20 protein-coding genes are annotated in these 22,929 nt (G+C 68.1%); 17 read left to right on the forward strand and 3 right to left on the reverse strand.

The window, feature by feature from the left end; translation table 11 throughout:
• Positions 1-134 precede the first annotated feature (134 nt).
• From ASD77_RS08930 to ASD77_RS08940, 3 genes are all read left to right on the forward strand, one after another.
• Positions 135-1,073 carry a nucleoside hydrolase gene (locus ASD77_RS08930; protein ID WP_055941216.1) on the forward strand — a complete coding sequence of 313 codons (939 nt, stop codon included), beginning with the start codon at positions 135-137 and terminating at the stop codon, positions 1,071-1,073.
• Between the two features lie 74 nt (positions 1,074-1,147).
• On the forward strand, positions 1,148-1,390 hold the full coding sequence (locus tag ASD77_RS08935; RefSeq protein ID WP_055940095.1) for a type B 50S ribosomal protein L31: 243 nt from the start codon (positions 1,148-1,150) through the stop codon (positions 1,388-1,390).
• A 259-nt stretch (positions 1,391-1,649) separates the two neighbouring features.
• Complete coding sequence (locus ASD77_RS08940; protein ID WP_055940097.1) at positions 1,650-2,939, forward strand: citrate synthase; 1,290 nt, start codon at positions 1,650-1,652, stop codon at positions 2,937-2,939.
• Positions 2,940-2,991: 52 nt separating this feature from the next.
• Here ASD77_RS08940 and ASD77_RS08945 read toward each other — a convergent pair whose 3' ends face one another.
• Complete coding sequence (locus ASD77_RS08945; protein WP_055940099.1) at positions 2,992-3,492, reverse strand: isochorismatase family protein; 501 nt, start codon at positions 3,490-3,492, stop codon at positions 2,992-2,994.
• Positions 3,493-3,598: 106 nt separating this feature from the next.
• On the opposite strand from ASD77_RS08945, the gene ASD77_RS08950 reads away from it, so the two are divergent.
• Complete coding sequence (locus ASD77_RS08950) at positions 3,599-4,003, forward strand: Lrp/AsnC family transcriptional regulator (protein ID WP_055940101.1); 405 nt, start codon at positions 3,599-3,601, stop codon at positions 4,001-4,003.
• A 9-nt stretch (positions 4,004-4,012) separates the two neighbouring features.
• Here the strand turns inward: ASD77_RS08950 and ASD77_RS08955 are convergent, their stop codons facing one another.
• Together ASD77_RS08955 and ASD77_RS08960 are read right to left on the reverse strand one after the other, a co-directional pair.
• Positions 4,013-4,669 carry a hypothetical protein gene (locus ASD77_RS08955; RefSeq protein WP_055940103.1) on the reverse strand — a complete coding sequence of 219 codons (657 nt, stop codon included), beginning with the start codon at positions 4,667-4,669 and terminating at the stop codon, positions 4,013-4,015.
• Between the two features lie 104 nt (positions 4,670-4,773).
• Positions 4,774-7,197: a penicillin-binding protein 1A gene (locus tag ASD77_RS08960; protein ID WP_055940105.1), complete on the reverse strand. Its 2,424-nt coding sequence runs from the start codon at positions 7,195-7,197 to the stop codon at positions 4,774-4,776.
• A gap of 216 nt (positions 7,198-7,413) precedes the next feature.
• Between ASD77_RS08960 and ASD77_RS08965 the strand changes: the two genes are divergently transcribed.
• The 13 genes from ASD77_RS08965 to tkt all read left to right on the forward strand — a co-directional run bounded on the left by ASD77_RS08965 (position 7,414) and on the right by tkt (position 22,887).
• On the forward strand, positions 7,414-8,472 hold the full coding sequence (locus ASD77_RS08965) for a pilus assembly protein PilM (protein ID WP_055940108.1): 1,059 nt from the start codon (positions 7,414-7,416) through the stop codon (positions 8,470-8,472).
• On the forward strand, positions 8,472-9,227 hold the full coding sequence (locus ASD77_RS08970) for a PilN domain-containing protein (protein ID WP_055940111.1): 756 nt from the start codon (positions 8,472-8,474) through the stop codon (positions 9,225-9,227). The genes ASD77_RS08965 and ASD77_RS08970 overlap by 1 nt, the downstream gene beginning before the upstream one ends.
• Positions 9,224-9,913, forward strand: a complete 690-nt coding sequence (gene pilO / locus ASD77_RS08975; protein ID WP_055940113.1) for a type 4a pilus biogenesis protein PilO — start codon at positions 9,224-9,226, stop codon at positions 9,911-9,913. Before ASD77_RS08970 ends, pilO begins: the two co-directional genes overlap by 4 nt.
• The gene (locus ASD77_RS08980; protein WP_055940115.1) at positions 9,910-10,434 is read left to right on the forward strand and encodes a pilus assembly protein PilP; all 525 of its coding nucleotides are present in this window, start codon (positions 9,910-9,912) and stop codon (positions 10,432-10,434) included. Before pilO ends, ASD77_RS08980 begins: the two co-directional genes overlap by 4 nt.
• Before the next feature lie 14 nt (positions 10,435-10,448).
• Complete coding sequence (locus tag ASD77_RS08985) at positions 10,449-12,368, forward strand: type IV pilus secretin PilQ family protein (protein ID WP_055940117.1); 1,920 nt, start codon at positions 10,449-10,451, stop codon at positions 12,366-12,368.
• Positions 12,369-12,537: 169 nt separating this feature from the next.
• Complete coding sequence (locus tag ASD77_RS08990) at positions 12,538-13,527, forward strand: MoxR family ATPase (protein WP_055940119.1); 990 nt, start codon at positions 12,538-12,540, stop codon at positions 13,525-13,527.
• A gap of 19 nt (positions 13,528-13,546) precedes the next feature.
• The gene (locus ASD77_RS08995) at positions 13,547-14,443 is read left to right on the forward strand and encodes a DUF58 domain-containing protein (protein ID WP_055940120.1); all 897 of its coding nucleotides are present in this window, start codon (positions 13,547-13,549) and stop codon (positions 14,441-14,443) included.
• Between the two features lie 2 nt (positions 14,444-14,445).
• Positions 14,446-14,901, forward strand: a complete 456-nt coding sequence (locus tag ASD77_RS09000) for a DUF4381 domain-containing protein (RefSeq protein ID WP_055940122.1) — start codon at positions 14,446-14,448, stop codon at positions 14,899-14,901.
• Positions 14,898-15,920 (forward strand): VWA domain-containing protein, encoded by a 1,023-nt coding sequence (locus ASD77_RS09005; RefSeq protein WP_055940124.1) that lies wholly within the window; start codon positions 14,898-14,900, stop codon positions 15,918-15,920. The genes ASD77_RS09000 and ASD77_RS09005 overlap by 4 nt, the downstream gene beginning before the upstream one ends.
• Positions 15,917-17,668, forward strand: a complete 1,752-nt coding sequence (locus ASD77_RS09010; protein WP_055940127.1) for a VWA domain-containing protein — start codon at positions 15,917-15,919, stop codon at positions 17,666-17,668. The genes ASD77_RS09005 and ASD77_RS09010 overlap by 4 nt, the downstream gene beginning before the upstream one ends.
• Positions 17,665-19,338 (forward strand): BatD family protein, encoded by a 1,674-nt coding sequence (locus ASD77_RS09015; RefSeq protein WP_055940129.1) that lies wholly within the window; start codon positions 17,665-17,667, stop codon positions 19,336-19,338. Before ASD77_RS09010 ends, ASD77_RS09015 begins: the two co-directional genes overlap by 4 nt.
• Positions 19,339-19,476: 138 nt before the next feature.
• Positions 19,477-20,790 carry a dicarboxylate/amino acid:cation symporter gene (locus tag ASD77_RS09020; RefSeq protein WP_156383535.1) on the forward strand — a complete coding sequence of 438 codons (1,314 nt, stop codon included), beginning with the start codon at positions 19,477-19,479 and terminating at the stop codon, positions 20,788-20,790.
• A 99-nt stretch (positions 20,791-20,889) separates the two neighbouring features.
• Entirely contained in the window at positions 20,890-22,887 is a 1,998-nt protein-coding gene (gene tkt, locus ASD77_RS09025) for a transketolase (RefSeq protein ID WP_055940131.1), read from the forward strand.
• Positions 22,888-22,929: the final 42 nt, after the last annotated feature.

A 22,929-nucleotide genomic window follows, 5' to 3' on the forward strand; every position in this document is an offset into this window, starting at 1 on the left:
CAGCGCCGACCTTGCCCGGCTTTCCGGATGGCGACAGAGGCAGCCGAGCGGGCGCCGCGCTACGCAGAGCCCTGCGCTTCCCTGTCGTCGCCGGCGATGCGAGACTCGGTGGCCAAGACGACGAAGAGAAGATGATGAGCGAGAAGATTCCCCTGCTGATCGACACCGACCCCGGCGTCGACGATGCCCTGGCGTTGCTGATGGCGTTCAACGATGCGCGCCATGACATCGTCGGTCTGACCATCGCGGCGGGCAACGTGGGCCTGCAGCACACCGTGCGCAATGCATTGAAGCTGTGCGAAGTCGCCGGCCGCGACGATATCCCCGTGTTCGCCGGTGCGCCGGCGCCGTTGCTGCACCCGTCGCCGGATGCGGGCTATGTGCACGGGCAGGACGGCTTCGGTGATGTCGGCTTCCCGCCCGCGGCGCGCCAGGCAGAGGCCGAACACGCTGCATTGGCGATCCTGCGACTGTCGCACGAACACGCGGGCCGGCTGGTGCTGGTCGCACTGGGGCCGCTGACCAACATCGCGCTGGCGCTCAAGCTGGACCCGACGCTGCCGCAGCGGATTGCGCGCTTCGTGGTGATGGGCGGCGCGGTGACCTGTCACGGCAACATCACCCCGGCCGCCGAGTTCAATTTCTACTTCGACCCCGAAGCCGCGCACCTGGTCCTCGAGGCCTTCGACCATTACGACCTGGCCGACTGGGAAGCCACTATCGCCCATGGCCTGCACCACGAGCGAGTGGCGGGCTGGCTGCGGGCCGATGCCGACCGCGCCCGGTTCTACGACCGCATTTCCGAGAAGACCCGGCTGTGGTCGGCTGACCGCCGCGGCGACCACTGGTATGCGGCCGACGCCCTGGCCATGGCCTTCGTGCTGGCGCCCGAGGGGGCGCTGGAACTGGCCGAGCGACCGCTGGCCATCGAGCTGCAGGGCGCCCATGCCCGCGGCGCCTCGATCGTCGACTGGCGCCGGGAGGGTGGCCGGCCCGACAAGGCCAACATCCTGCTGCGCTACGACCAGGCCCGCTTCGAGGCCCTGATCGAGGCGGCCCTGGCCGCCGGCTGAGGGCAGGCTTGCACGGGCTTGGCGGGGCGGTTTACAATGCCGCTCTTCCATTTCCGCTACACGGTGTTACCGCCATGAAGGCCGACATCCATCCGAATTACCGCGAAGTCGTCTTCCACGACGTGACCTCCGATTTCAAGTTCCTGACCCGCTCCACGCTGGGCAGCAAGGAAACGACGAAGTGGGAAGACGGCAACGACTACCCGCTGATCAAGGTCGAAATCTCCTCGGCTTCGCACCCGTTCTACACGGGCAAGCACAAGGTCATCGACACCAGCGGCCGCATCGACAAGTTCCAGAAGCGCTACGCGCGCTGATCGAACCGTCGTTCGCCTGATCCGCCTGCGGCCGCGCCTTGTGCGCGGCCGTTCGCGTTTGCGCACGCACGATCGTGCAGCGTGCCGGAACGCAGGGTTGCGTCGGCGACCTCATTCTTTGGTCTGACTTTGGTGCGGTATCGAGCGACGGCTCCAGAGCGCTGTGCGATAATTCGGTTCATCCAAGGCTCATCGCCTGGACTCCCGTCACGCGCCGACCGGACCTCCGGCGGCGTTACCCCACGAAGGAGCGCACACTGTGTCCGAACTTGACCAGGTCACGCTGAATGCCGGCGACAAATCCGTCGTCCTGCCAGTCCTGAAACCCACGCTTGGCAACGACTGCGTCGACATTTCCAGGCTTACCAAGGAAACGGGTCTCTTCACCTACGACTCCGGTTTCACCGCCACCGCCAGCTGCAAGTCGGCCATCACCTACATCGATGGCGACAACGGCGTGCTGCTGTACCGCGGCTACCCCATCGAGCAGTTGGCCAAGCACTCCAGCTTCCTGGAAGTGTCGTACCTGCTGATGAACGGCGAACTGCCCACCCCGGCGGAATTCGCCAAGTTCGAGCACGAAGTCACGCATCACACGATGATGCATGAGTCGCTGAAGAACTTCCTGCACGGCTTTCACTACGACGCGCACCCGATGGCCATGCTGGCCGGCACGGTCGCCTCGCTGTCGGCGTTCTACCACGACACGCTGGACCAGGAAGACCCCGAGCAGCGCCGCCTGGCCGCCATCCGCCTGCTGGCGAAGATGCCGACCCTGGCCGCCGCCGCCTACCGCTACTCGATCGGCTGGCCGATCCGCTACCCGCGCAACAACCTCGAGTACGTCGACCGCTTCCTGCACATGATGTTCGAAGTGCCGAGCGAGCCGCTGGAAGTGAATCCGGTGGTCGCCAAGGCGCTGGACCTGCTGTTCATCCTGCACGCCGACCACGAGCAGAATGCCTCCACCTCCACCGTGCGCCTGGTGGGCTCGACGGGTGCCAATCCGTACGCGTCGGTCGCCGCCGGCATCACCGCCCTGTGGGGCCCCGCGCACGGCGGCGCCAACGAGGCCGTGCTGAAAATGCTGGAAGAGATCGGCACGCCGGACAAGGTGGAAACCGCGATCGCCAAGGCCAAGGACAAGGAATCGGGCTTCCGCCTGATGGGCTTCGGCCACCGCGTCTACAAGAACTTCGATCCGCGCGCCAAGATCATCCGCGAGATGACCCATAAGGTGCTCGGCGAACTGGGCGTCGACGATCCGCTGCTGGAAGTGGCGATGAAGCTGGAAGAGGCGGCGCTGAAGGACGAGTACTTCATCCAGCGCAAGCTCTACCCCAACGTCGACTTCTACAGCGGCATCATCTACAAGGCGCTGAAGATCCCGACCGAGATGTTCACCGTCATGTTCGCCATCGGCCGCACCGCCGGCTGGGTGTCGCACTGGCTGGAGCAGCAGGTCGACCCGGAGGCCAAGATCGGCCGTCCGCGCCAGATCTACACGGGCTACGCGCCGCGCGATTACGTGCCGACCGACAAGCGCTGATCCTGCAGAGCGAGCAGAAAAGGCCCCGGAAGGGGCCTTTTCTTTGCGCGTGTCAGGCGTCGGCTTGCACCGTGACGCGGGTGGACAGGGCATGCAGGGCGAAGCCGTGGATCGCCTCGTTGAGGGTGGTTGTGCAGTCCGACACGACGCTGACGTCGTAGCGCTCGGCTGCCGGTGACAGCGCGGTGAACACCACGCAGTTCTGCGTCATCATGCCCGCGATGCGCAGGCGGGTGACGCCCAGGTCCGCCAGCAGGTCGGAAAGTCCGGTCTGGTGGAAGCTGTCGGCATGCTGCTTCACGACCACGGGTGCGTCGGGCGCTGCGGCCAGGATGTCCGCGTGGATGCCGGCGCCGTGCGTGCCGGCCCGGAACAATGGGCTGTCCGCGGAAACGGCGACATGCTGGACCAGCACCACGGCCTCGCCACGGGCGCGGGCCCGACCGATGGCGGCGACCGTGGCGTCGAGGGTGGCCTCGGCATTCCAGAGTGGGAATGCGCCATCGGCGAAGTAATCGTTCTGGACATCGATGATGAGCAGGGCGGTGGTCATGCGTTACCTTGAAGGGGAAGGGACTGCGCCATGCTATGGACGGGCCGCCTCGGCGGTAATTGCAGCCCGCAAGAAGCGGCACCGTTTTCCTTGAGGATCGAAAGACATGCCCCTCGACAAGATGGACCGGACCATCCTCGCGGCCCTCGGGCACGATGGCCGCATGACCTGGCAGGCCGTTGGCCGCCAGGTGCACCTGACGGGACAGGCGGTGGCCACGCGCGTTCAGCAGATGGTGGATGACGGCACGATCCGGGGATTCACGGTGCTGCGCGGCGACCTGCGGCGCTACTTCATCACGGTGTTCATGGACAGCCCGCAGTTCGATGCGTTCGAGGCGTTCCTGCAGGCGCATGCGGACGTGGAGAGCGCCAGCAAGATCGCCGGCGAGGGCTGCTACCACGTGACGCTGGCCTGCGGCGGAGACGCGGACCTGGACACGTTCACCCAGTCGCTGCTGCGTTATGGCCGCTACAAGGTCGCCAGCGAGATGCGCTGCGTGAAGCCGTAAACGCACGCCTCAGCGGCGCGCGATTTCCTGCTCGTAGCCCGCGATGTCTTCTTCGGCGAGCAGCTGGCGCAGTTGCGTGGCGGATGCCCGCCGCATCGGCTTCTCGTCGACACTGGAAAGCGGCGCCTGCCGCAACGCGTCGTGCGGCAGCACCGTCAGGTCGAAGCTCAGCTCTTCGGCGCTGAACACCCAGACCGGCAGGTCGGCGACACGCTCCCGGTCGATGCGCAGCCGACGCTCGCGCGAGTCGGCGGGGATGCGATGTTCCTCCAGGAAGCGGGTCACCGCGTCCGGATCATCGCTGTGGACATGCAGGTGGACGGGCGTGCTGGCATCGGCCGTGCCCTCGAGCACCGGACCGACCAACCGCGGCGAGAATCCCGAGAGGAAGTCCAGCGCGCGCAATGCCGCCTCGCGTCGCTGCCGCAGACCCGCCACGTGCGCCTCGCCGGCGAACAGGCGCTGGTACTCGCGCAGTGCGTCTTCGATCTCGCGGTTGCGGGGCAGGGAGGCGTCGTCGTGGATGCCCAGCCGGCTGGCGGCCTTGAGCTTGGCCTGGTGGAAGTCGCGGATGCCGCCTTCGGCCATCAGCCGGGCGGCCTCGTGCGCCAGTCGCTGGCGGCGTTCGCGGGTGCGTGTTTCGGCGTGCTGACGGGCGTGGTGCATGGGGAGCCTCCGCGTCGAAACTGACCGCGAATGTACACCATGTCCCCGACGTGTCCATGACGGCGCAGGCGCGCCGTCATGCGGTCTTCAGCGGAGAAGCACGATCAGAAGATGTCGAAGGCTTCTTCGTCCGGTACGGCGTCTTCGGGGCCGTACAGGTCGTAGTCCTGGATGCGGTCCATGTCTTCGATCTTCACCCACTCGGTCACGCCGTTGAGGGTGGCCTGCACCATGCCGTCGGGCGGATCGTTCGCCGCGACCGGTGCGTCCTTCAGCGCCGCGCGCATGTACTCGATCCAGATCGGCAGGGCGGCCTTGCCGCCGTACTCGCGATAGCCCAGCGACTGGAAGTTGTCGCGACCCACCCACACCACCGTGGCGTAGGTGCCGCCGAAGCCGCCGAACCAGGCGTCGCGATGGTCGTTGGTCGAGCCGGTCTTGCCGCCCACGTCTTCGCGCCCCAGCACCTTGGCCGCCGTGCCGGTGCCGCGCTGGACCACGTCGCGCATCATCGACACCAGCTGGTAGGCGGTGCGCTCGTCGATCGCGCGCGGTGCAGTCACCGCATTCGGGTCGGCCGGCTTCTCTTCGGCCTTGGGCGCCTGCGTCGCGGCAGCCGCGGGCTTGGGTGCCTGCGCAGGACCGAAATTGAAGCCGTCCACCACCTGTGCGGTCGCCGTGCCGGTGCCGGTCTGACCCGCGCCGCAGCCACGGCAGGCGACGGCCGGGTTCTCCTTGAACACCACGTTGCCTTCGCGGTCCTTGACCTGGTCGATGAACCACGGCGTCACGCGCGAGCCGCCGTTGGCGAACACCGCATAGCCGCGCGCCACCGACAGCGGCGTCAGCGATGCGGTGCCCAGCGACATCGACAGGTTGGGCGGCAGTTCGGCCTCGTCGAAGCCGAACTGGCTGATGTAGGTGCGCGCGAACGGCACGCCGATGCCGTCGAGCAGGCGCACCGACACCAGGTTCCGCGACTGCACGAGGGCCTCGCGCAGGCGCATCGGGCCGCGGAAGCCGCCGCCGTCGTTCTGCGGGCGCCACATGTGGCCGCGGCGGTCGCGGAACACGACCGGGGCGTCCAGTACGATCGAGGCCGGATTGAAGCCCTTCTCGAACGAGGCCGCATACAGGAACGGCTTGAAGCTGGAGCCCGGCTGGCGTCGCGCCTGCGTGGCGCGGTTGAACTTGTTGCCGGCGAAGCTGTAGCCGCCGACCAGCGCGCGGACGGCGCCGTTGTTGGCGTCCAGCGAGACCAGCGCCGCCTGCGCACGCGGGACCTGGTCGATCACGTAGGTGCCTTCGTCCTTGCCCGCCTTGATGCGGGTCAGGTCGCCGCGCTTGAGCAGCTTGGCGGGCGAGCGCCCGGTCCACTTGCTGGCGGCGACCGGCAGGGTGATCTCCTTGCCGTCGGCCATGACCACCGTCGCGCTGCCGTCGTCGGCGACGCGGGCTACCACCACCGGCAGCAGGCCGTTCTGGGCGGGAATCCCGCGCAGATGAGTGGCCAGCGCCGACGCATCGGCATCGGCGGCCACGTCGAAATGCTGTTCGACGCCGTTCCAGCCATGGCGGTGGTCGTACAGGCCCAGGCCATCGCGGACGGCGTCGTTGGCGGCGGTCTGCAGGGTGGCGTCGAGCGTGGTGGTAACGTGGTAGCCCTTGGTCAGCGCCTCCGGACCGAAGCGCGCGATCATCTCCTGCCGCACCATTTCGGCCACGTACGGGGCGTAGACCTCGATCGGCCGCTCGTGCGGCTTGGCGTGCATGGGTTCGGCCTTGGCCTGGGCGGCTTCGGCGGCGGTGATGTAGCCGTCCTCGCGCATGCGCTCGACCACGTAGGCGCTGCGCTGCTGGTTGCGCCCGGGGTTGCTGATCGGGTTGCCGCTGGAGGGGAATTTCAGGGCACTGACCAGGGTGGCCGCCTCGGCCAGCGTCAGCTGGTCCAGGGTCTTGCCGTAGTAGTACTCGGCGGCGGCGGCAACACCGTAGGAGCGGTTCCCGAAGAAGCTCTTGTTGAGGTACAGCTCCAGGATCTCGTCCTTGGTCAGCATGTTCTCGATCCGCACGGCCAGCATCATTTCCACCAGCTTGCGGGTGTAGCTGTACTCCGAGCTGAGGAACCACTGTCGGGCGACCTGCTGGGTGATCGTGCTGCCGCCGGCCACGCGGCCTTCCTTGCGGCTGACGATCTGCCACACCGCCCGTGCGATGCCGGTCGGGTCGATGCCGTTGTGCTCGTAGAACTTGCTGTCCTCGGCGGCGATGAAGGCCTGCTTGACCCGGGCCGGGACCTGGTCGATCTGCACCGGATAGCGGCGGATCTCGCCGTACAGGCCCATCAGCCGGCCGTCGCTGGCGTAGATGTAGAGGGGTTCCTGCAGCTCGACGCTGCGCAGGGACTGGATGTCCGGGACCTTGGCCGAGACCGTGTAATACAGCACCCCCAGGCCGACTGCGCCGGCGAGGGCAAGTATCAGGAACGTGATGAGGGTCCAACGGAGAAGACGACGGAAACGGGACATCCAGTGCTTTCCGATTGCAGAATTCGTAACGGCAGAGTATAGATGACCGCTGGGATCGCCACAGGTGATCCCAAGGGGAACAGGGACTTGGGGAACAACCCTCGTGAAACGTGACAAGCCGCACAGCCACGCCATCGTCGGTTGCCAAGCGTAAAAAGTTGGTTATTAATGTCGGCGCACGTCATGCGCCCAGTGCCCGTCGGAAGGGGAAAGACCGTGGGGCTAATCCCAAAAAGCCAGTCGCCGCTGATCGGCGTCGACATCAGTTCGACTGCGGTAAAGCTGCTGCAGCTGTCGCGTGTGGGCAACCGTTACCGGGTTGAACACTACGCGGTCGAGCCGTTGCCGCCCAATGCCGTGGTCGAGAAGAACATCGTCGAAGTCGAGGCGGTCGGCGAAGCCATCCGCCGCGCGGTCAACCGTGCGGGCAGCAAGGCGAAGTACGCCGCTGCGGCCGTCGCCGGTTCGGCGGTGATCACCAAGATCATCCCGATGCCTGCCGATCTCGATGAGAACGACCTGGAAGCGCAGGTCGAGCTCGAGGCCGTCAACTACATCCCGTATCCCATCGAGGAAGTGAACATCGACTTCGAGGTGCTGGGCGCCATGCCCAACAACCCGGAGATGGTGCAGGTGCTCCTCGCTGCGTCTCGCTCGGAGAACGTCGAGCTGCGCCAGTCGGCGTTGGAGCTCGGCGGCCTGACCGCGCGGGTGATGGACGTGGAAGCCTTCGCGGTGGAGAACGCCTTCGCCCTGATGGCCACCGACCTGCCGATCCCGCAGGACGGCGTGGTGGCCCTGGTCGACATCGGCGCCACCATGACCACGCTCAACGTCCTGCGCCGCGGCCGCAGCCTGTACAGCCGCGAGCAGGTGTTCGGCGGCAAGCAGCTCACCGACGAAGTGATGCGTCGCTACGGCCTGACCTACGAGGAAGCTGGCCTGGCCAAGCGCCAGGGCGGCCTGCCGGAAAGCTACGAAGTCGAAGTGCTGGAGCCGTTCAAGGAAGCCACCGTCCAGCAGATCAGTCGCCTGCTGCAGTTCTTCTATGCCGGCAGCGAGTTCAACCGCGTCGACCAGATCGTGCTCGCCGGCGGTTGCGCCGCACTGCCCGGCCTGCCGGAGATGGTGGAAGAACAGCTCGGCGTGCCGACCGTGGTCGCCAACCCGCTGGCGCAGATGACCCTCGGCCCGCGCGTGCAGGCGCATGCGCTGGCGCAGGACGCGCCCGCGTTGATGATCGCCACCGGCCTGGCTTTGAGGAGCTTCGACTGATGGCAAAAATCAACCTACTCCCATGGCGTGCCGAACGCCGTGTGCAGCGCCAGCGCGAGTTCTATGTCATGCTCGGCGCCGCCGCGATTGCCGGCCTGCTGCTGTCGTTCCTGTTGTGGTTCCACTACGACCGCCAGGTGTCCGGCCAGACCGAGCGCAACGATTTCCTCAAGGACGAGATCGCCAAGGTCCAGGCGCAGAACAAGGAAATCGAGAAGCTCGACGAGCAGAAGCGCCGCCTGCTGGCGCGCAAGGAAGTCATCGAGAAGCTGCAGGCCAACCGTTCGCAGATGGTCCACCTGTTCGACTCGCTGGTCCGCACCATTCCCGATGGCGTGATGCTGGCCAACATCAAGCAGGAAGGCGAGGTGCTGACGCTGCAGGGCCGTGCCCAGTCCAATGCGCGCGTCAGTGCCTACATGCGCAATCTCGAGACCTCCGGCTGGATGACCAAGCCCGAGCTGTCGATCATCGAAGCCAAGCCGGAAGAGGTCAAAACGCTGACCAACACCGGTGCCGGCAGCGCGCTGCCGTATGTGTTCACGCTGCAGGTCAGACTGGCCAATCCGACCGCCGAGCAGGAGGCCGAGTCCGCCGCCGCCGGTGAGGCACCCGCCGATCCGAATGCACCGGCCGCAGCACCTGCGCCCGCGCCCGCACCGCTGGAAGGCCAGCCTTCCGCGCCGGCACCCGCCGCCCCCGCGCCCGCCGCTCCGGCAGGCGCCACTCCCCCGGCTTCCGGGAGCAACTCATGAGCCAGAAGACCTCGCTCAAGAACCTGGACATCAACAACATTGGTGCCTGGCCCAAGAACGCCAAGATGGGGTTCTGCGTGGTGCTGGCGATCTTCATCCTCGCCATGTCCTACTTCCTCTTCGTGAGGGGCAAGACGCAGACGCTGGAGTCGCTGGAGCAGGAAGAAGTCCGCCTGCGCCAGGACTTCGAGAAGGAACAGGCCAAGGCCGCCAACCTCGAACCCCTGAAACAGCAGTTGGCGCAGATGGAGCAGGTGCTGCAGCAGATGCTGCGCCAGCTGCCCAGCAAGACCGAGATGCCGGATCTGATCATCGACATCTCGCAGACGGCGCTCTCCAGCGGCCTGACCAATGAACTGTTTCAGCCGCAACCGGAAACGCTCAAGGAGTTCTACGCCGAGAAGCCGATCCAGCTGCGCATGGTGGGCAACTACCACCAGTTCGGCGCCTTCGTCAGTGGCGTGGCGTCGCTGCCGCGCGTGGTCATCCTGACCATGCACGACATCTCGCTGCAGCCGAAGGAAGGCAAGGGCGGCATCAACCGTGGCGCCCTGGAGCTGTCCGGCACGGTCAAGACCTACCGCTATCTTGATGAGACCGAGGTCGCCGAGCAGGAGGCCGCGGCCGCCGAAGCGGCGAAGGCCGACGGCAAGAAGGGCGCGGCCAAGTCGGGAGGAGCCCCATGATGCGCAGCAACTGGCACTGGATGATCCTCGCCGTCCTCGTGACCTCCGGCTGCGCACGCGGCGTCACCAGCACGCCGGGCGATGCCCCGAACCTGGAGAAGTGGGTGGAGGACGTGCGTGCACGCCCCGCGCCGCCGCTGGAGCCGCTGCCGGTGATGCAGCAGTTCGAGACCTTCGAGTACGCCGCACAGACGTTGCGCGATCCTTTCAGCAACGCCTGGAGCAACAGCGATACGGGCGGGTTGCGGCCTGACCCGGACCGCCGCAAGGAAACACTGGAGCAGTACCCGCTGGACAGCCTGGACATGGTCGGTACGATCGGCAAGGGGGCAGGTCTGGTGGCACTGGTGATGGGACCCGACAAGGTCACCTACCGGGTACGTCCGGGGAACTATCTGGGCCAGAGCGATGGCCGGGTCACCTCGGTCCGCGAAGATGGCGTCGAACTTGTCGAACTAGTGCCGGATGGCGCGGGCGGCTGGCTGGAACGGCCGGCATCGCTGGCGCTTGAAGATCAATGATTGGGGGATACACGATGACCGCTACGAATGCCTACCGCCTGCGGCCGTCCCGGCGCCTGGCTACCTTCCGGCTCTGCTCTCTGGGGCTGGCCATCGGCCTGTTTGCCGCGGCAAGCGCTGCAGGTGCCGTCTCGCCGACGACGCATGCGACGTCCCCCGCCACCCAGTCCGCCTCCGCCGTGTCGGTGTCCAACATCGACTTCCGGCGCGGGGAAGACGGGGCCGGCCGCCTCGTGATCAAGTTCGACGGACAGGGCGCTGCGCCCGACCTGCGCAATCAGGGTGACGGCGTGGTGGTGAGCGTCGGCAACGCCACGCTGCCGGCATCGCTGCAGCGCGCACTCAACGTGGTCGACTTCGCGACCCCGGTACAGCGCGTCGACGCCCAGAGCAAGGGCGGCGGCACGCAGCTGGTGCTCAGCACGCGCGGCGACTTCGAGTCGCTGGCGTACCAGTCCGGCAATGAATACGTCGTCGAAATCGTGCCGCGCGCGGCGCAGAAAGCCATGGGCGGCGCCAGCACGAGCTCCGGCACCAGCGCCTCGGCGGTGGTGGCCGCTGCGCAGAAGGTGGCGGCCGAAGCGCGCCGCTACAGCGGTCGCCCGGTGACGTTCAACTTCCAGGACGTGCCGGTACGCACGGTGCTGCAGCTGATCGCCGAAGAGTCGAACCTCAACATCGTCGCGTCCGACACCGTCCAGGGCAACGTCACGCTGCGGCTGGTCAACGTCCCGTGGGACCAGGCACTGGACATCGTGCTGCGCGCCAAGGGCCTGGACAAGCGCCGTGACGGCGCCGTGGTCTGGGTGGCGCCGCAGCCCGAACTGGCCAAGTTCGAGCAGGACAAGGAAGACGCCCGCATCGCGATCGAGAATCGCCAGGACATGGTCACCGACTACGTCCAGATCAACTATCACAGCGCTGCGGCGATCTTCAAGGCACTGACCGAAGCCAAGGGCATCGGCAACCAGGGCAATAGCGGTGGCGGTGGTGGTGGCGGCGGTAATCGCGATCAGGAAAATGGTTTCCTCTCGCCACGTGGACGCATCGTCGCCGACGAGCGCACCAACATGCTGATGATCAGCGACATCCCGAAAAAGGTCGCGCAAATGCGCGAGTTGATTTCGACGATCGACCGGCCGGTCGATCAGGTGTTGATCGAAGGCCGCATCGTCATTGCAAGCGACACCTTCGCCCGCGATCTCGGTGCGCGGTTCGGCATCAATGGCCGCCGCGCCGGTGACCGCACGCAGATCATCGGTGGCAACATTACCGACAATGTGAATACCGGCAACGGCGACGACCGTGTCCTGCCGCGTGATTTGAACGTCAATCTGCCTGCGGGCGGCTTCACCCAGTCGGCCGCTGGTGCGATCGCGTACACGCTGCTGGGTCGCAACTTCGACCTGGATATCGAGCTCTCGGCGATGCAGGAAGAAGGTCGCGGTGAGGTGATCTCCAATCCTCGCCTGGTGACGGCCAACCAGCGCGAGGGTGTCATCCGGCAGGGCAAGGAAATCGGCTACGTCACGATCACCGCCGGCCAGGGTGGCGTCGCCACGCCGAACGTGCAGTTCAAGGAAGCGTTGCTGGAAATGAAGGTCATGCCGACCATCACCAACGACAATCGCGTTTTCCTGAACCTGAACGTCAAGAAGGATGAGGTGGCAGAGCTGATCACACTGGAAGGCTATGGCACCGTGCCGACGATCGACAAGCGCGAAATCAACACGGCGGTGCTGGTCGAGGATGGCCAGACCGTCGTGATCGGTGGCGTGTATGAGTTCGCCGACCGCAGCAGCGTCGCAAAGGTGCCGTTCCTGGGCGACATCCCCTTCCTGGGCAACCTGTTCAAGAAGAAGGGTCGCAGCAAGGAGAAGGCAGAACTGCTGATCTTCATTACCCCCAAGGTGTTGTCGGTCGCCAAGCGCTGATCCAGGCTGTTGCAGCACACACGAGACGGGCCGCTTCTGCGGCCCGTTTTGTTTTCGGGGCGAAGCGTCGCGAACTGGCGCTGAACCCCTGCCGTTCCGCACGGGGACGACGGGAACCCGCATGGCACACTGACGGTCCCACGCGCACCACCCGGACCGTCCTGAGCCCATGGATAGCATGCCGCCCGATGCCCGCCTGTTCGATCGCTTTTCCGCCCTGCGCGCGGATCTGTCGCAGACCATCGTCGGGCAGTCGGCCCTGGTCGAGCGCCTGCTGATCGCATTGCTGGCCGATGGCCATCTGCTGGTGGAGGGCGCGCCCGGGCTGGCCAAGACCACCGCCATTCGGGCGCTGGCGTCGCGGTTGCAGGCCGAGTTCGCGCGCGTGCAGTTCACGCCCGACCTGCTGCCGGCGGACCTGACCGGCACCGAAGTGTGGCGCCCGCAAGAAGGGCGTTTCGAGTTCCAGGCGGGGCCGATCTTCCATCCGCTGCTGCTGGCCGACGAAATCAACCGCGCGCCGGCGAAGGTGCAGTCGGCGCTGCTGGAGGCCATGGGCGAGCGGCAGGTGACCGTCGGCCGGCACACCTATCCGTTGCCGGCCCTGTTCCTTGTGATGGCGACGCAGAATCCGATCGAACAGGAGGGCACGTTTCCGCTGCCGGAAGCGCAGCTCGACCGTTTCCTGATGCACGTGAAGATCGGTTATCCGGAAGCGGCGGCCGAGGCCGACATCCTGCGCCTGGCACGCGACCGTGCGCGTGAGCAGATGCAATCCGTTCCCGCCGCGGTCGCGCGCATGCCGCTGGAAGATGTGTTCGAGGCGCGGACGCAGGTGCTGGATCTGCACCTGGCGCCGACACTGGAGCGTTATCTGATCGAACTCGTGCTCGCCTCGCGCGATGCGTCCCGTTATGACGCATCGCTGGCGCGGCGCATCGCCTGGGGCGCGAGTCCGCGCGGCTCCATCGCCCTTGAGCGGTGCGCGCGTGCGCGCGCCTGGCTGGCGGGGCGCGATTACGTCACGCCCGACGACATCCGCGCCATCGCACCCGACGTGTTGCGCCACCGCGTGCTGCCCAGCTACGAAGCCACTGCGGAAGGCTGGGACGGCGACCGGCTGGTGAAGGCGTTGCTCGACGTGGTTCCGTTGCCCTGAGCCCGGACGGCACGGCGCCATGAGCGAAGGCATCACGCCCACCCTGGCCGAGCTGATCGCGCTGCGCGCCAGCGCACAGCGGCGTCCGCCGGCGCGGCGCGGGCGTCATTCGGTCACCGGCCCCTCCGCGTCGCCGCTGCGTGGGCGCGGGATGGAATACGCGGAGTCGCGCGAATACGTCGCCGGCGACGACGTCCGCCATATCGACTGGCGCCTGACGGCCCGCAGCGGACGCACGCATACCAAACTGTTCCAGGCCGAGCGCGAGCGGCTGACGCTGATCGTGGCCGACACGTCGCCGCTGCTGTACTTCGGCACGCGCACGCGCTTCAAGTCCGTGCAGGCCGCGCGTGCGGGCGCGGTTGCCGCCTGGCAGGCGGTGCGCGAGGGCGATCGTCTCGCCATCCTGCGTGGCAGCATGACCGAGGCGCCGGTGCCTCCCGCCGGTGGCACGCGGGGTGCACTGCGGGTGCTAGACGCCCTGGTGCGCTGGTATGCGATGCCACCCAAGGAGGACCTCGGCCTGGCGTTCGCGCTTGATCATGCGGCGCGTCTGTTGCGGCCGGGTTCGCGGCTGCTGGTACTCGCCGATCCGCACAGTCTGGCGTCCATTCCCGAGTCGCGATGGCCGGCGCTGGCCGCGCACCACGACGTCATCGTCCTGCTGCTGACCGATCCACTGGAAACGTCGCCGCCATTGCAGCGTCTGCCGTTCGCGCTGGGCAGCCAGCGTGTCGAACTGGACCTGGCCAGCGACGCGCAGCGCGAGGCGTGGCGTGCCGAATTCCAGCAGCCCCTCGAGCGCGCGCTCGATCGCCTGCCGGCACGCGGCGTGCAGGTGCGCACGCTGTCGACCGAGGCCTCCAGCGATGCCTGGCTGGTCGCGCTGGGTCGCGCCCAGCCGCAGGTGGCGTGACGATGCTCCTCGGCACGCTGGTGTTGCGCGATGTACACGAGCCTGCGTCGCCGTCGTGGTGGCCGCTCGCGCCGGGCTGGTGGCTGGTCGTGGCGGCCGCGCTGCTGGTGGTGGTCGGCGTGGTGGCCTGGCGCGTGCACCGGCATCGCCGGCGACAGGCGTGGTTGCGCTGGTTCGACGCGGCCGCCGAGGCCGGCACGCCTGCCGACAAGGTGGCGGCGATGTCCGAACGGCTGCGCCGGGCCGCACGTCGACTGGATCCTGCCGCCGACCGGCTGGAAGGCGAAGCGTGGCTGGCCTTCCTGGATGGTGGGCGAGGCGACCACGCGTTCTCGCAGGGTCCCGGCCGGCTGTTGCTCGACGGTGGCTATCGCCGCGAGGTCGCTCCTGCCGACCTTATGTCGGCCACGGCGGTGGCGCGCGCGCGTTTCCTCGAACTGATGGCGGGCACGCGATGAGCCTGTCGTTGCCCGCCCTGCAGTGGCTGCAGGATGGCTATGCCGGCTTCGCGTGGCCCTGGCTGTGGCTGGCGTTTCCATTGCCGTGGCTGGCCGGCTGGCTGCTGCCGGCGCGACGTACCCAGACCGATGCGTTGAAGGTGCCTTATGGATCTTCGGTGCAGGCGATCGCCCGCCAGGGTGGCCGCGGATTGCCCAAGCGTGCCGCCGCGCTGGCCTGGCTGGCGTGGTTCCTGCTGTGCGCGGCCGCCGCGCGGCCCCAGCAGTTCGGCGAAGCGGTGACGCCGCCGGTGAGTGGGCGCGACCTGATGCTGGCGGTGGACCTGTCGGGCAGCATGACCGAACCCGACATGGAACTGGGCGGCGCCGTGGTGGATCGGCTGACGGCGGCGAAGGCGGTGCTGGCGGACTTCCTCGACCGTCGCGAGGGCGATCGCGTCGGCCTGCTGGTGTTCGGCCAGAGTGCGTACGCGATGACACCGCTGACACGCGATCTGCAGACCGTGCGCGAGCAACTGCGCGACGCCGTCGCCGGCCTTGCCGGACGCGAGACCGCCATTGGCGACGCGATCGCCCTGGCCGTTCGCCGCCTGCGCATGCAGCAGGACGGCCAGCGCGTGCTGATCCTGCTCACCGACGGCGTCAATTCCGCCGGCGTGCTGACGCCGCAGAAGGCGGCGGAGCTGGCGAAGGAAGAACGCGTGCGCATCCACACCATCGCCTTTGGTGGCGATGGCGGCATCAGCGTGTTCGGCATTCCCCTGCCGATGCCGGCGAGCTCACCGGAGGCCATCGACGAGGCGACGCTGCGCGATGTCGCCGCGCAGACCGGCGGGCGTTTCTATCGCGCACGGGACACTCGCGAACTGGCGGGCATCTATGCCGAACTGGACCGGCTGGAGCCGGTCGAACAACCCGGCAAAGCGGTGCGTCCGCGCATCGAGCGCTATGCCTGGCCGCTCGCGGCGGCGCTCTTGGTGGCGCTGCTTGCCGTCCTGCTGCCGCGGAGGCGGGCATGATGTTCGACTTGACCGCGCTGCATTTCCTGCGTCCGCACGGGCTGTGGGCGCTGGCGGCATTGCCCGTGCTGGCCTGGGCATGGCGGGCGCAGCGGCAGCGGCGCAGCGCGTGGCGCGGGCATGTCGATGCGCACCTGCTGCCGCATCTTCTGGTGACCGGCGGCAGCGGCGCGCGCGCAGGCGTGGTGGTCGCCGCGGTGGCCTACGTGCTCGCGGTGCTGGCCCTGGCCGGACCCAGCTGGCGCCAGGCCGATCAGCCGCTCTGGCAGGCGCAGCGTCCGCTGGTCGTCGTGCTCGACCTCTCCAGCCGGATCACTGCTGGCGATCTGCCGCCTTCGCGGCTGCTGCAGGCGCGGGCGAAGCTTGCCCAGGTGCTGCAGGCGCGCGCGGGCAGTCCCGTCGCGCTGGTCGCGTATGCGGACGATGCCTTCACGGTGACGCCGCTCACCGACGACACCGCCAACATCGGCCTGTTTCTCGATGAACTGTCGCCCGACATCATGCCGCGGGACGGGCAACGTGCGGATCGAGGCCTCGCATGGGCGGCGCGCTTGCTGGTGCAGGCGGACGCGCGTCGCGGCGATATCCTGATCCTGACCGACCGTGCGGACAGTGTGGCGGTGGCCGCCGCGGCGGCCGCCCGCGCGCAGGGCTATGCGGTGTCTGCGCTGGGACTGGGTACCGCGTCCGGTGCCGTCTACCGCGGCAGCGACGGGATGATCGGACGCGCGGCGCTGGATGCCGCGTCGCTGCGCGGACTGGCGACCGCCGGCGGCGGTCGCTATCACGCACTGACCGCCGACGACGGCGATATCGCCGCGCTGGGGGTGCGGTCGTCCGCGTTGGCGACCGAAGGTGCCACGTCGAGCGGCGGCAAGGCGTGGCGCGACGAAGGCTACTGGCTGCTTATCCCGCTGATGGCGCTCGCGTTGTTGGGCTTCCGTCGCGGCGCGGCACTCGCCCTGGTCGGCGTGTTGTGGCTGCCGATGGCGTCGCCCGCGTCTGCGGCCGGCATCGACTGGTGGCGGCGCGCCGACCAGGCGGAACACGCGCGCGTCGTGCAGGGCGTCGATGCGTACCGGCAGGGCAACTACGCCGCGGCCGAGCAGGCCTTCACCGGCGTCGACAGCGCCGAAGGCTGGTACAACCTCGGCAATGCGCTGGCGAAACAGCAGCGGTACGACGATGCCATCGCCGCCTACGATCGCGCGCTGCGCGCGCAGCCCGGCATGCCGGATGCGGTGGCAAACCGCGCCGCCGTCGACGCCGCGCGCAAGCGGCCCCCGTCATCGGGCGAAGGGCAGGGCAAGCCGGGACAGCAGGGAGATGGAAAGCAGGGAGGCAAGGGATCGCAGGGCGATGCTAAGTCTGATCCCGGGAGCCAGAAGAATGCATCGCCTTCGCCGGTGAAGAAACCGCCCTCGTCGCAGGAGCAAGGAAAGAACCCGGCTGAGAAGACCGCGCCGTCCTCCGGTCGGCCCGACGCCTCGCCGCCTGATCCGGCCACCCAGTCCGCCGCCGATGCGGCGCAGCGCGAACGCATGCGCGATGCCATGGCGCGCGAATCCGCGCAGCGCGCCGGGCCGTCTGCACCGGGCAAGCCGGTCGTGCAAGCGGAAACCGCCGAACAGCGCGAGCGCCGGCAGGCGGTCGATGCGTGGCTCAAACGCGTGCCGGACGAGCCCGGCTCGCTGCTCAAGGCGAAGTTCCGGCTCGAACAGGAACGCCGGCAGAGGGAAGGACGATGAGATATCGGATAGCGCTGTTCTTCTGCCTGCTGGCGGTATGGCCGCTGTCGTCGCTGGCCGCGACGCGTGCGTGGCTGGAACAGTCGCAGGTGACGCTGGGCCAGGCGGTGACGCTGAACGTGGAGACCGACGCGGTCTCCGCCACGCCCGATCTCACGCCGCTGATGCGCGACTTCGAGGTGGAAGGCCAGTCCGACAGCCGCAGCGTGCGGCTGGTCAATGGACGCGTGGGCAGCAGCACGACGTTCGCACTGACCTTGCGTCCGCGTCGCGCGGGAACGCTGGCGATTCCCGCGTTGCAGGTGGGCAACGAGCGCACGGTGCCGCTGGTGCTGGAGGTCAGCGCGACGGCGACGGCGAGTGCCGCGTCCAACGGCCTGGTGTTCGTCGAAACCGAGGTCGACGATGCCCGTCCCTACGTGCAGCAGTCGGTCGGTGTCACCGTTCGGTTGTTCTACGCCACGCCGCTGGTGTCCGGCCAGCTGGACCTGGATCCGCCCGAAGGCGCGCTGCTGCAGCGGGTCGGCGAGATCGTGCAGTCGAGCCGCGAGATCGACGGGCGCCGCTACAACACGGCCGAGCGCCGCTTCCTGCTGGTGCCCGAGCGCAGCGGTCCGCTGACGCTGCCGGGCGCGCGCTTCACTGGACGCGGCGCGGGCGGCTGGATGGACGACCTGCTGGGCGGCAACAGCCGCGAGGTCAACATCACCGGAGCGCCACGCACGCTGCAGGTCCGGCCGCAGCCGGCGGACGCGCCGCAGCCGTGGTTGCCGGTGCGCGACCTGCGGCTGCGCTACACCGCCGTGCCGGAGCAGATGCGCACCGGCGAAGCGGCGACGTTCGCGGTCGAGACCACCGTCGTCGGCGCGACCGAGGCGCAGTTGCCGGAGTTGCCCGCGCCGGTCGTGCCGGGCGCGCAGGTGTTCGCCGAGCCTCCGCAGTACGACGAGAGCTTCGTCGGCGGCACGCCCCAGGTGAAGCTGACGCGTCGCTACTCCCTCGTGCCGTCGCAGCCCGGCCCGCTGACCGTGCCCGGCGTGGCAATGGCCTGGTGGGATGTCCGCGCCGGCGCCGCCCGACGTGCGACGTTGCCCGACATGACGATACCGGTGGTGGTCGGCAGCGGACCGGCGGCGCGTCCGGCCGCGACGGACGCGTCGGCCGCGACATCGCAGGACGCCGCGGAGGACGGCGTCATCGCGCTGGCGGGCGAGCGTCGCATCCCGGCGCGAATCTGGCCCTGGATGGCGGCAGGTTTCGCCCTGCTCTGGTTGGCGACGTTGCTGTGGGGGCTGTCGCGTCGCCAGGGTCACAAGCGCTCGTCGCGCGCGCAGCGTGTGGCCGAGTCGCCTGCAATCACGGCATCGACGGCGACCCATACGGCCGCCGACCTCAAGCGCGTGCTGGATGCCGGCGATCTGGACGACATCGAGCATGTGCTCTGCGGCATGGCGCGACCGGTGGCCGTCGATCTCGACGACCTGCAACGCCGCCTCGCGGAGCCTGGGCAAAGTACCGCGGTGGACCTGCTGCGGCGTGCCCGCTGGGCCGGCGGCGACCCTGCGAAGGCCCGCCTGGCGCTGCGCGAGGCATTCCGCGGTGGTCCGCAGTGGCGGGTCGTGGAGGCAGGCTCGAGGGAGGAGCCCTTGCCGCCGCTGTACCCGCGATAGGGGAACCCGGGCCGATGTTCGTCCTCTTTCGTAAGCGGACGAGGCAGCCCTCCGCCGGACGAGCCGGTCCATCACGCACGGACGGGACGCCATGCCGGGTTTGCTAAGCTCCGGCCTTTGTCTCCGCAGGACCGCCTGATGACCGACGCCACGCCCGCCACCCGCGCCAAGCTGCCGCTGCACTGGAAGATGGCCATCGGTTTCGCGGTCGGCCTGATCGTCGGGCTCATCGTGCACGCCACCGGGCAGGGCGACGCGGGCTGGGTGCAGGACGTCACCAAGTACGTCACCACGCCCTTCAGCAAGATCTTCCTCAACCTGATCTTCATGCTGATCGTGCCGCTGCTGTTTTCGGCGCTGGTCTGCGGCATCGCCGAGATGGGCGACATCCGCGCGCTGGGGCGGATCGGCTGGAAGACGCTGGCCTACACCATCGTGCTGTCGGCGGTGGCGGTGCTGCTGGGCCTGGTGCTGGTCAACGTGCTCAAGCCGGGGGTCGGCGTGGACCCGGCGATGGCGCAGCAGCTGATCGCCGAGAACGCCGAGCGGACGAAGGAGATCGTCGCCAGCGTCGGCACGCAGGCCACCGGCATGGACATGCTGCTGTCGATCGTGCCGGACAACGTGATCGGCGCGGCCTCCAGCAACGCGGCCATCCTGTCGCTGATGTTCTTCGCGGTGATGTTCGGGATCGGCCTGGTGCTGTCGCCGTCGGAGAACACCGGCATCCTCAAGCGCGCCATCGAGGGCGTGTTCGAGATCTCGATGACGCTGATCGGCCTGGTCATCCGCCTGGCGCCGTACGCGGTGGCCTGCTTCATGTTCAACCTGGCCGCGATTTTCGGCTTCGATCTGCTGGTGCGCTTGGGCGCGTATGTCGGTGTGGTCGTGCTGGCGCTGGCGCTGCACCTGCTGGTCAGCTACTCGGTCGCGTTGAAGCTGGCCGGCTACTCGCCGCTGGCGTTCTTCCGCGGCGCGCAGGAAGCCATGGTGATGGCGTTCTCCACCGCCTCCAGCAACGCCACGCTGCCCACCGCGCTGCGCGTGGCCGACGAGAAGCTGGGCCTGCCGCGCACGGTATCGCGCTTCGTGCTGACCGTCGGCGCCACCGCCAACCAGAACGGCACCGCGCTGTTCGAGGGCGTGACGGTGATCTTCCTGGCCCAGTTCTTCGGCGTGGACCTGTCGCTGGGCCAGCAGGTCATGGTGATGCTGGTCTGCATCCTGGGCGGCATCGGCACGGCCGGCGTGCCGTCCGGCTCGCTGCCGGTGGTGGCGCTGATCTGCGCGATGGTCGGGGTGAACCCCATCGGCATCGGCCTGATCCTGGGCGTCAACCACTTCCTCGACATGTGCCGCACCACCCTCAACGTCACCGGCGACCTGACCCTGGCCTCGCTGGTCGCCAAGGGCGAGAAGACGGACGTGAAACTGCCGGCGTCGTTGGGCTAACACCCTCGCCGGGGTCCCGCAACCGCGACACGGCGGGCGGGGGGTGGGACAATGGGTCGCCCGCAGCCCGCCGGGCGCCGCCCCCCTGCTCCGACTCCCATGACGACGCCCACCCGCCGCCAGCTCGCCAACGCCATCCGTTTCCTCGCCGCCGACGCGGTGCAGGCCGCCAACTCCGGCCATCCCGGCATGCCCATGGGCATGGCCGACATCGCCGAAGTGCTGTGGAACGATTACTACCGCCACAGCCCGTCGAACCCGCACTGGTTCAACCGAGACCGCTTCGTCCTGTCGAACGGCCACGGCTCGATGCTGCATTACGCGCTGCTGCACCTGGCCGGCTACGACCTGCCGTTGCAGGAACTGAAGAACTTCCGCCAGCTGCACAGCAAGACCGCCGGCCACCCGGAACGCCACGAGACGCCGGGCGTCGAGACCACCACCGGTCCGCTCGGCCAGGGCTTCGCCAACGCGGTCGGCTTCGCGCTCGCCGAGAAGCTGTTGGCGCAGCGCTTCAACCGCGACGGCCACGCCATCGTCGACCACCGCACCTTCGTCTTCATGGGCGACGGCTGCCTGATGGAAGGCGTCTCGCATGAAGCCGCTTCGCTCGCCGGCACCTGGGGCCTGGGCAAGCTGGTCTGTTTCTGGGACGACAACAAGATTTCCATCGACGGCAACACCGACGGCTGGTTCACCGACGACACGCCGGCGCGCTTCGAGGCCTACGGCTGGCAGGTGGTGCGCAACGTCAACGGCCACGATCCGGTCGAGATCAAGACCGCCATCGATACCGCGCTGAAGGCCACCGACAAGCCCACGCTGATCTGCTGCCGCACCACCATCGGCTTCGGTTCGCCGAACAAGGCCGGCAAGGAATCCAGCCACGGCGCCCCGCTGGGCAAGGACGAACTGGACGCCACCCGCGCGGCGCTGGAATGGCCGTATGGCGCGTTCGAGATTCCCGCCGACCTCTACGCCGGCTGGAACAAGACCGACGCCGGCAAGGCGCTGGAAGCCGACTGGAATGCGCTGTTCGACGCCTACGCCGCGCAGTACCCGGAACAGGCCGCCGAACTGAAGCGTCGTGCGTCCGGCGAACTGCCGGCCGACTTCGTCGCACAGGCCGATGCCTACATCGCCAAGGTGCAGACCGAAGGCCCGGTCATCGCCTCGCGCAAGGCCTCGCAGAACGCCATCGAAGCCTTCGCGCCGCTGCTGCCGGAGCTGATTGGCGGCTCGGCCGACCTGGCGCATTCCAACCTCACGCTGTGGAAGGCCAGCAAGTCGGTGTCCACCACCGACCCCAACGCCAACTACGTGTACTACGGCGTGCGCGAGTTCGGCATGACCGCGATCGCCAATGGCCTGGCGCTGCATGGCGGCTTCGTGCCGTTCGACGCCACCTTCCTGGTGTTCAGCGACTACGCCCGCAACGGCGTGCGCATGAGCGCGCTGATTCCGGCGCATGCGATCCACGTCTACACGCACGACTCCATCGGCCTGGGCGAAGACGGTCCCACCCACCAGCCGGTCGAGCATCTCGCTTCGCTGCGCTACATCCCCAACAACGACGTATGGCGTCCGTGCGACGCGGTGGAATCGGCGGTGGCGTGGAAGCAGGCCATCGTGCGCCAGGATGGCCCCAGCTGCCTGGTGTTCTCGCGCCAGAACCTGCAGCACCAGCCGCGCACCGACGCGCAGGTGGGCGAGATCGCCCGCGGCGGCTATGTGTTGGCCGATGCCGACGGCACGCCGGACGTCATCCTGATCGCCACCGGTTCGGAAGTCGGCCTGGCCACGCAGGCCAAGGCCACGCTGGACGCGGAAGGCATCAAGACGCGCGTGGTGTCGATGCCGTCGACCGACGTGTTCGACCGCCAGGACGCCGCGTACCGCGAGTCCGTGCTGCCGAAGGCCGTGCGCAAGCGCGTCGCCGTCGAGGCCGCGATCAGCGACTTCTGGGGCAGGTACGTGGGTCTGGACGGTGCGGTGGTCGGCATGACCACGTTCGGCGCATCGGCGCCGGCCGACGCGCTGTACAAGCACTTCGGCATCACCGCCGAGGCGGTGGTCGAGGCGGCGAAGGCGCTCTGAGAAGTTCGTGCCGCGGAAACGAGAAAAGCCGGGCATCGCCCG

This window comes from Pseudoxanthomonas sp. Root65, assembly GCF_001427635.1.
Lineage (GTDB): Bacteria > Pseudomonadota > Gammaproteobacteria > Xanthomonadales > Xanthomonadaceae > Pseudoxanthomonas_A.

Excerpts from the sequence above, each read along its gene's own strand:
- pilO (WP_055940113.1), top strand. The coding sequence starts at position 9,224 with ATGAGCCAGAAGACCTCGCTCAAGAACCTGGACATCAACAACATTGGT.
- tkt (WP_055940131.1), top strand. The coding sequence starts at position 20,890 with ATGACGACGCCCACCCGCCGCCAGCTCGCCAACGCCATCCGTTTCCTC.
- ASD77_RS08935 (WP_055940095.1), top strand. The coding sequence starts at position 1,148 with ATGAAGGCCGACATCCATCCGAATTACCGCGAAGTCGTCTTCCACGAC.
- ASD77_RS09005 (WP_055940124.1), top strand. The coding sequence starts at position 14,898 with ATGAGCCTGTCGTTGCCCGCCCTGCAGTGGCTGCAGGATGGCTATGCC.
- ASD77_RS09010 (WP_055940127.1), top strand. The coding sequence starts at position 15,917 with ATGATGTTCGACTTGACCGCGCTGCATTTCCTGCGTCCGCACGGGCTG.
- ASD77_RS08990 (WP_055940119.1), top strand. The coding sequence starts at position 12,538 with ATGGATAGCATGCCGCCCGATGCCCGCCTGTTCGATCGCTTTTCCGCC.
- ASD77_RS08945 (WP_055940099.1), bottom strand. The coding sequence starts at position 3,492 with ATGACCACCGCCCTGCTCATCATCGATGTCCAGAACGATTACTTCGCC.
- ASD77_RS08930 (WP_055941216.1), top strand. The coding sequence starts at position 135 with ATGAGCGAGAAGATTCCCCTGCTGATCGACACCGACCCCGGCGTCGAC.
- ASD77_RS08995 (WP_055940120.1), top strand. The coding sequence starts at position 13,547 with ATGAGCGAAGGCATCACGCCCACCCTGGCCGAGCTGATCGCGCTGCGC.
- ASD77_RS09015 (WP_055940129.1), top strand. The coding sequence starts at position 17,665 with ATGAGATATCGGATAGCGCTGTTCTTCTGCCTGCTGGCGGTATGGCCG.
- ASD77_RS09000 (WP_055940122.1), top strand. The coding sequence starts at position 14,446 with ATGCTCCTCGGCACGCTGGTGTTGCGCGATGTACACGAGCCTGCGTCG.
- ASD77_RS08955 (WP_055940103.1), bottom strand. The coding sequence starts at position 4,669 with ATGCACCACGCCCGTCAGCACGCCGAAACACGCACCCGCGAACGCCGC.
- ASD77_RS08980 (WP_055940115.1), top strand. The coding sequence starts at position 9,910 with ATGATGCGCAGCAACTGGCACTGGATGATCCTCGCCGTCCTCGTGACC.
- ASD77_RS08970 (WP_055940111.1), top strand. The coding sequence starts at position 8,472 with ATGGCAAAAATCAACCTACTCCCATGGCGTGCCGAACGCCGTGTGCAG.
- ASD77_RS09020 (WP_156383535.1), top strand. The coding sequence starts at position 19,477 with ATGACCGACGCCACGCCCGCCACCCGCGCCAAGCTGCCGCTGCACTGG.
- ASD77_RS08950 (WP_055940101.1), top strand. The coding sequence starts at position 3,599 with ATGCCCCTCGACAAGATGGACCGGACCATCCTCGCGGCCCTCGGGCAC.
- ASD77_RS08960 (WP_055940105.1), bottom strand. The coding sequence starts at position 7,197 with ATGTCCCGTTTCCGTCGTCTTCTCCGTTGGACCCTCATCACGTTCCTG.
- ASD77_RS08985 (WP_055940117.1), top strand. The coding sequence starts at position 10,449 with ATGACCGCTACGAATGCCTACCGCCTGCGGCCGTCCCGGCGCCTGGCT.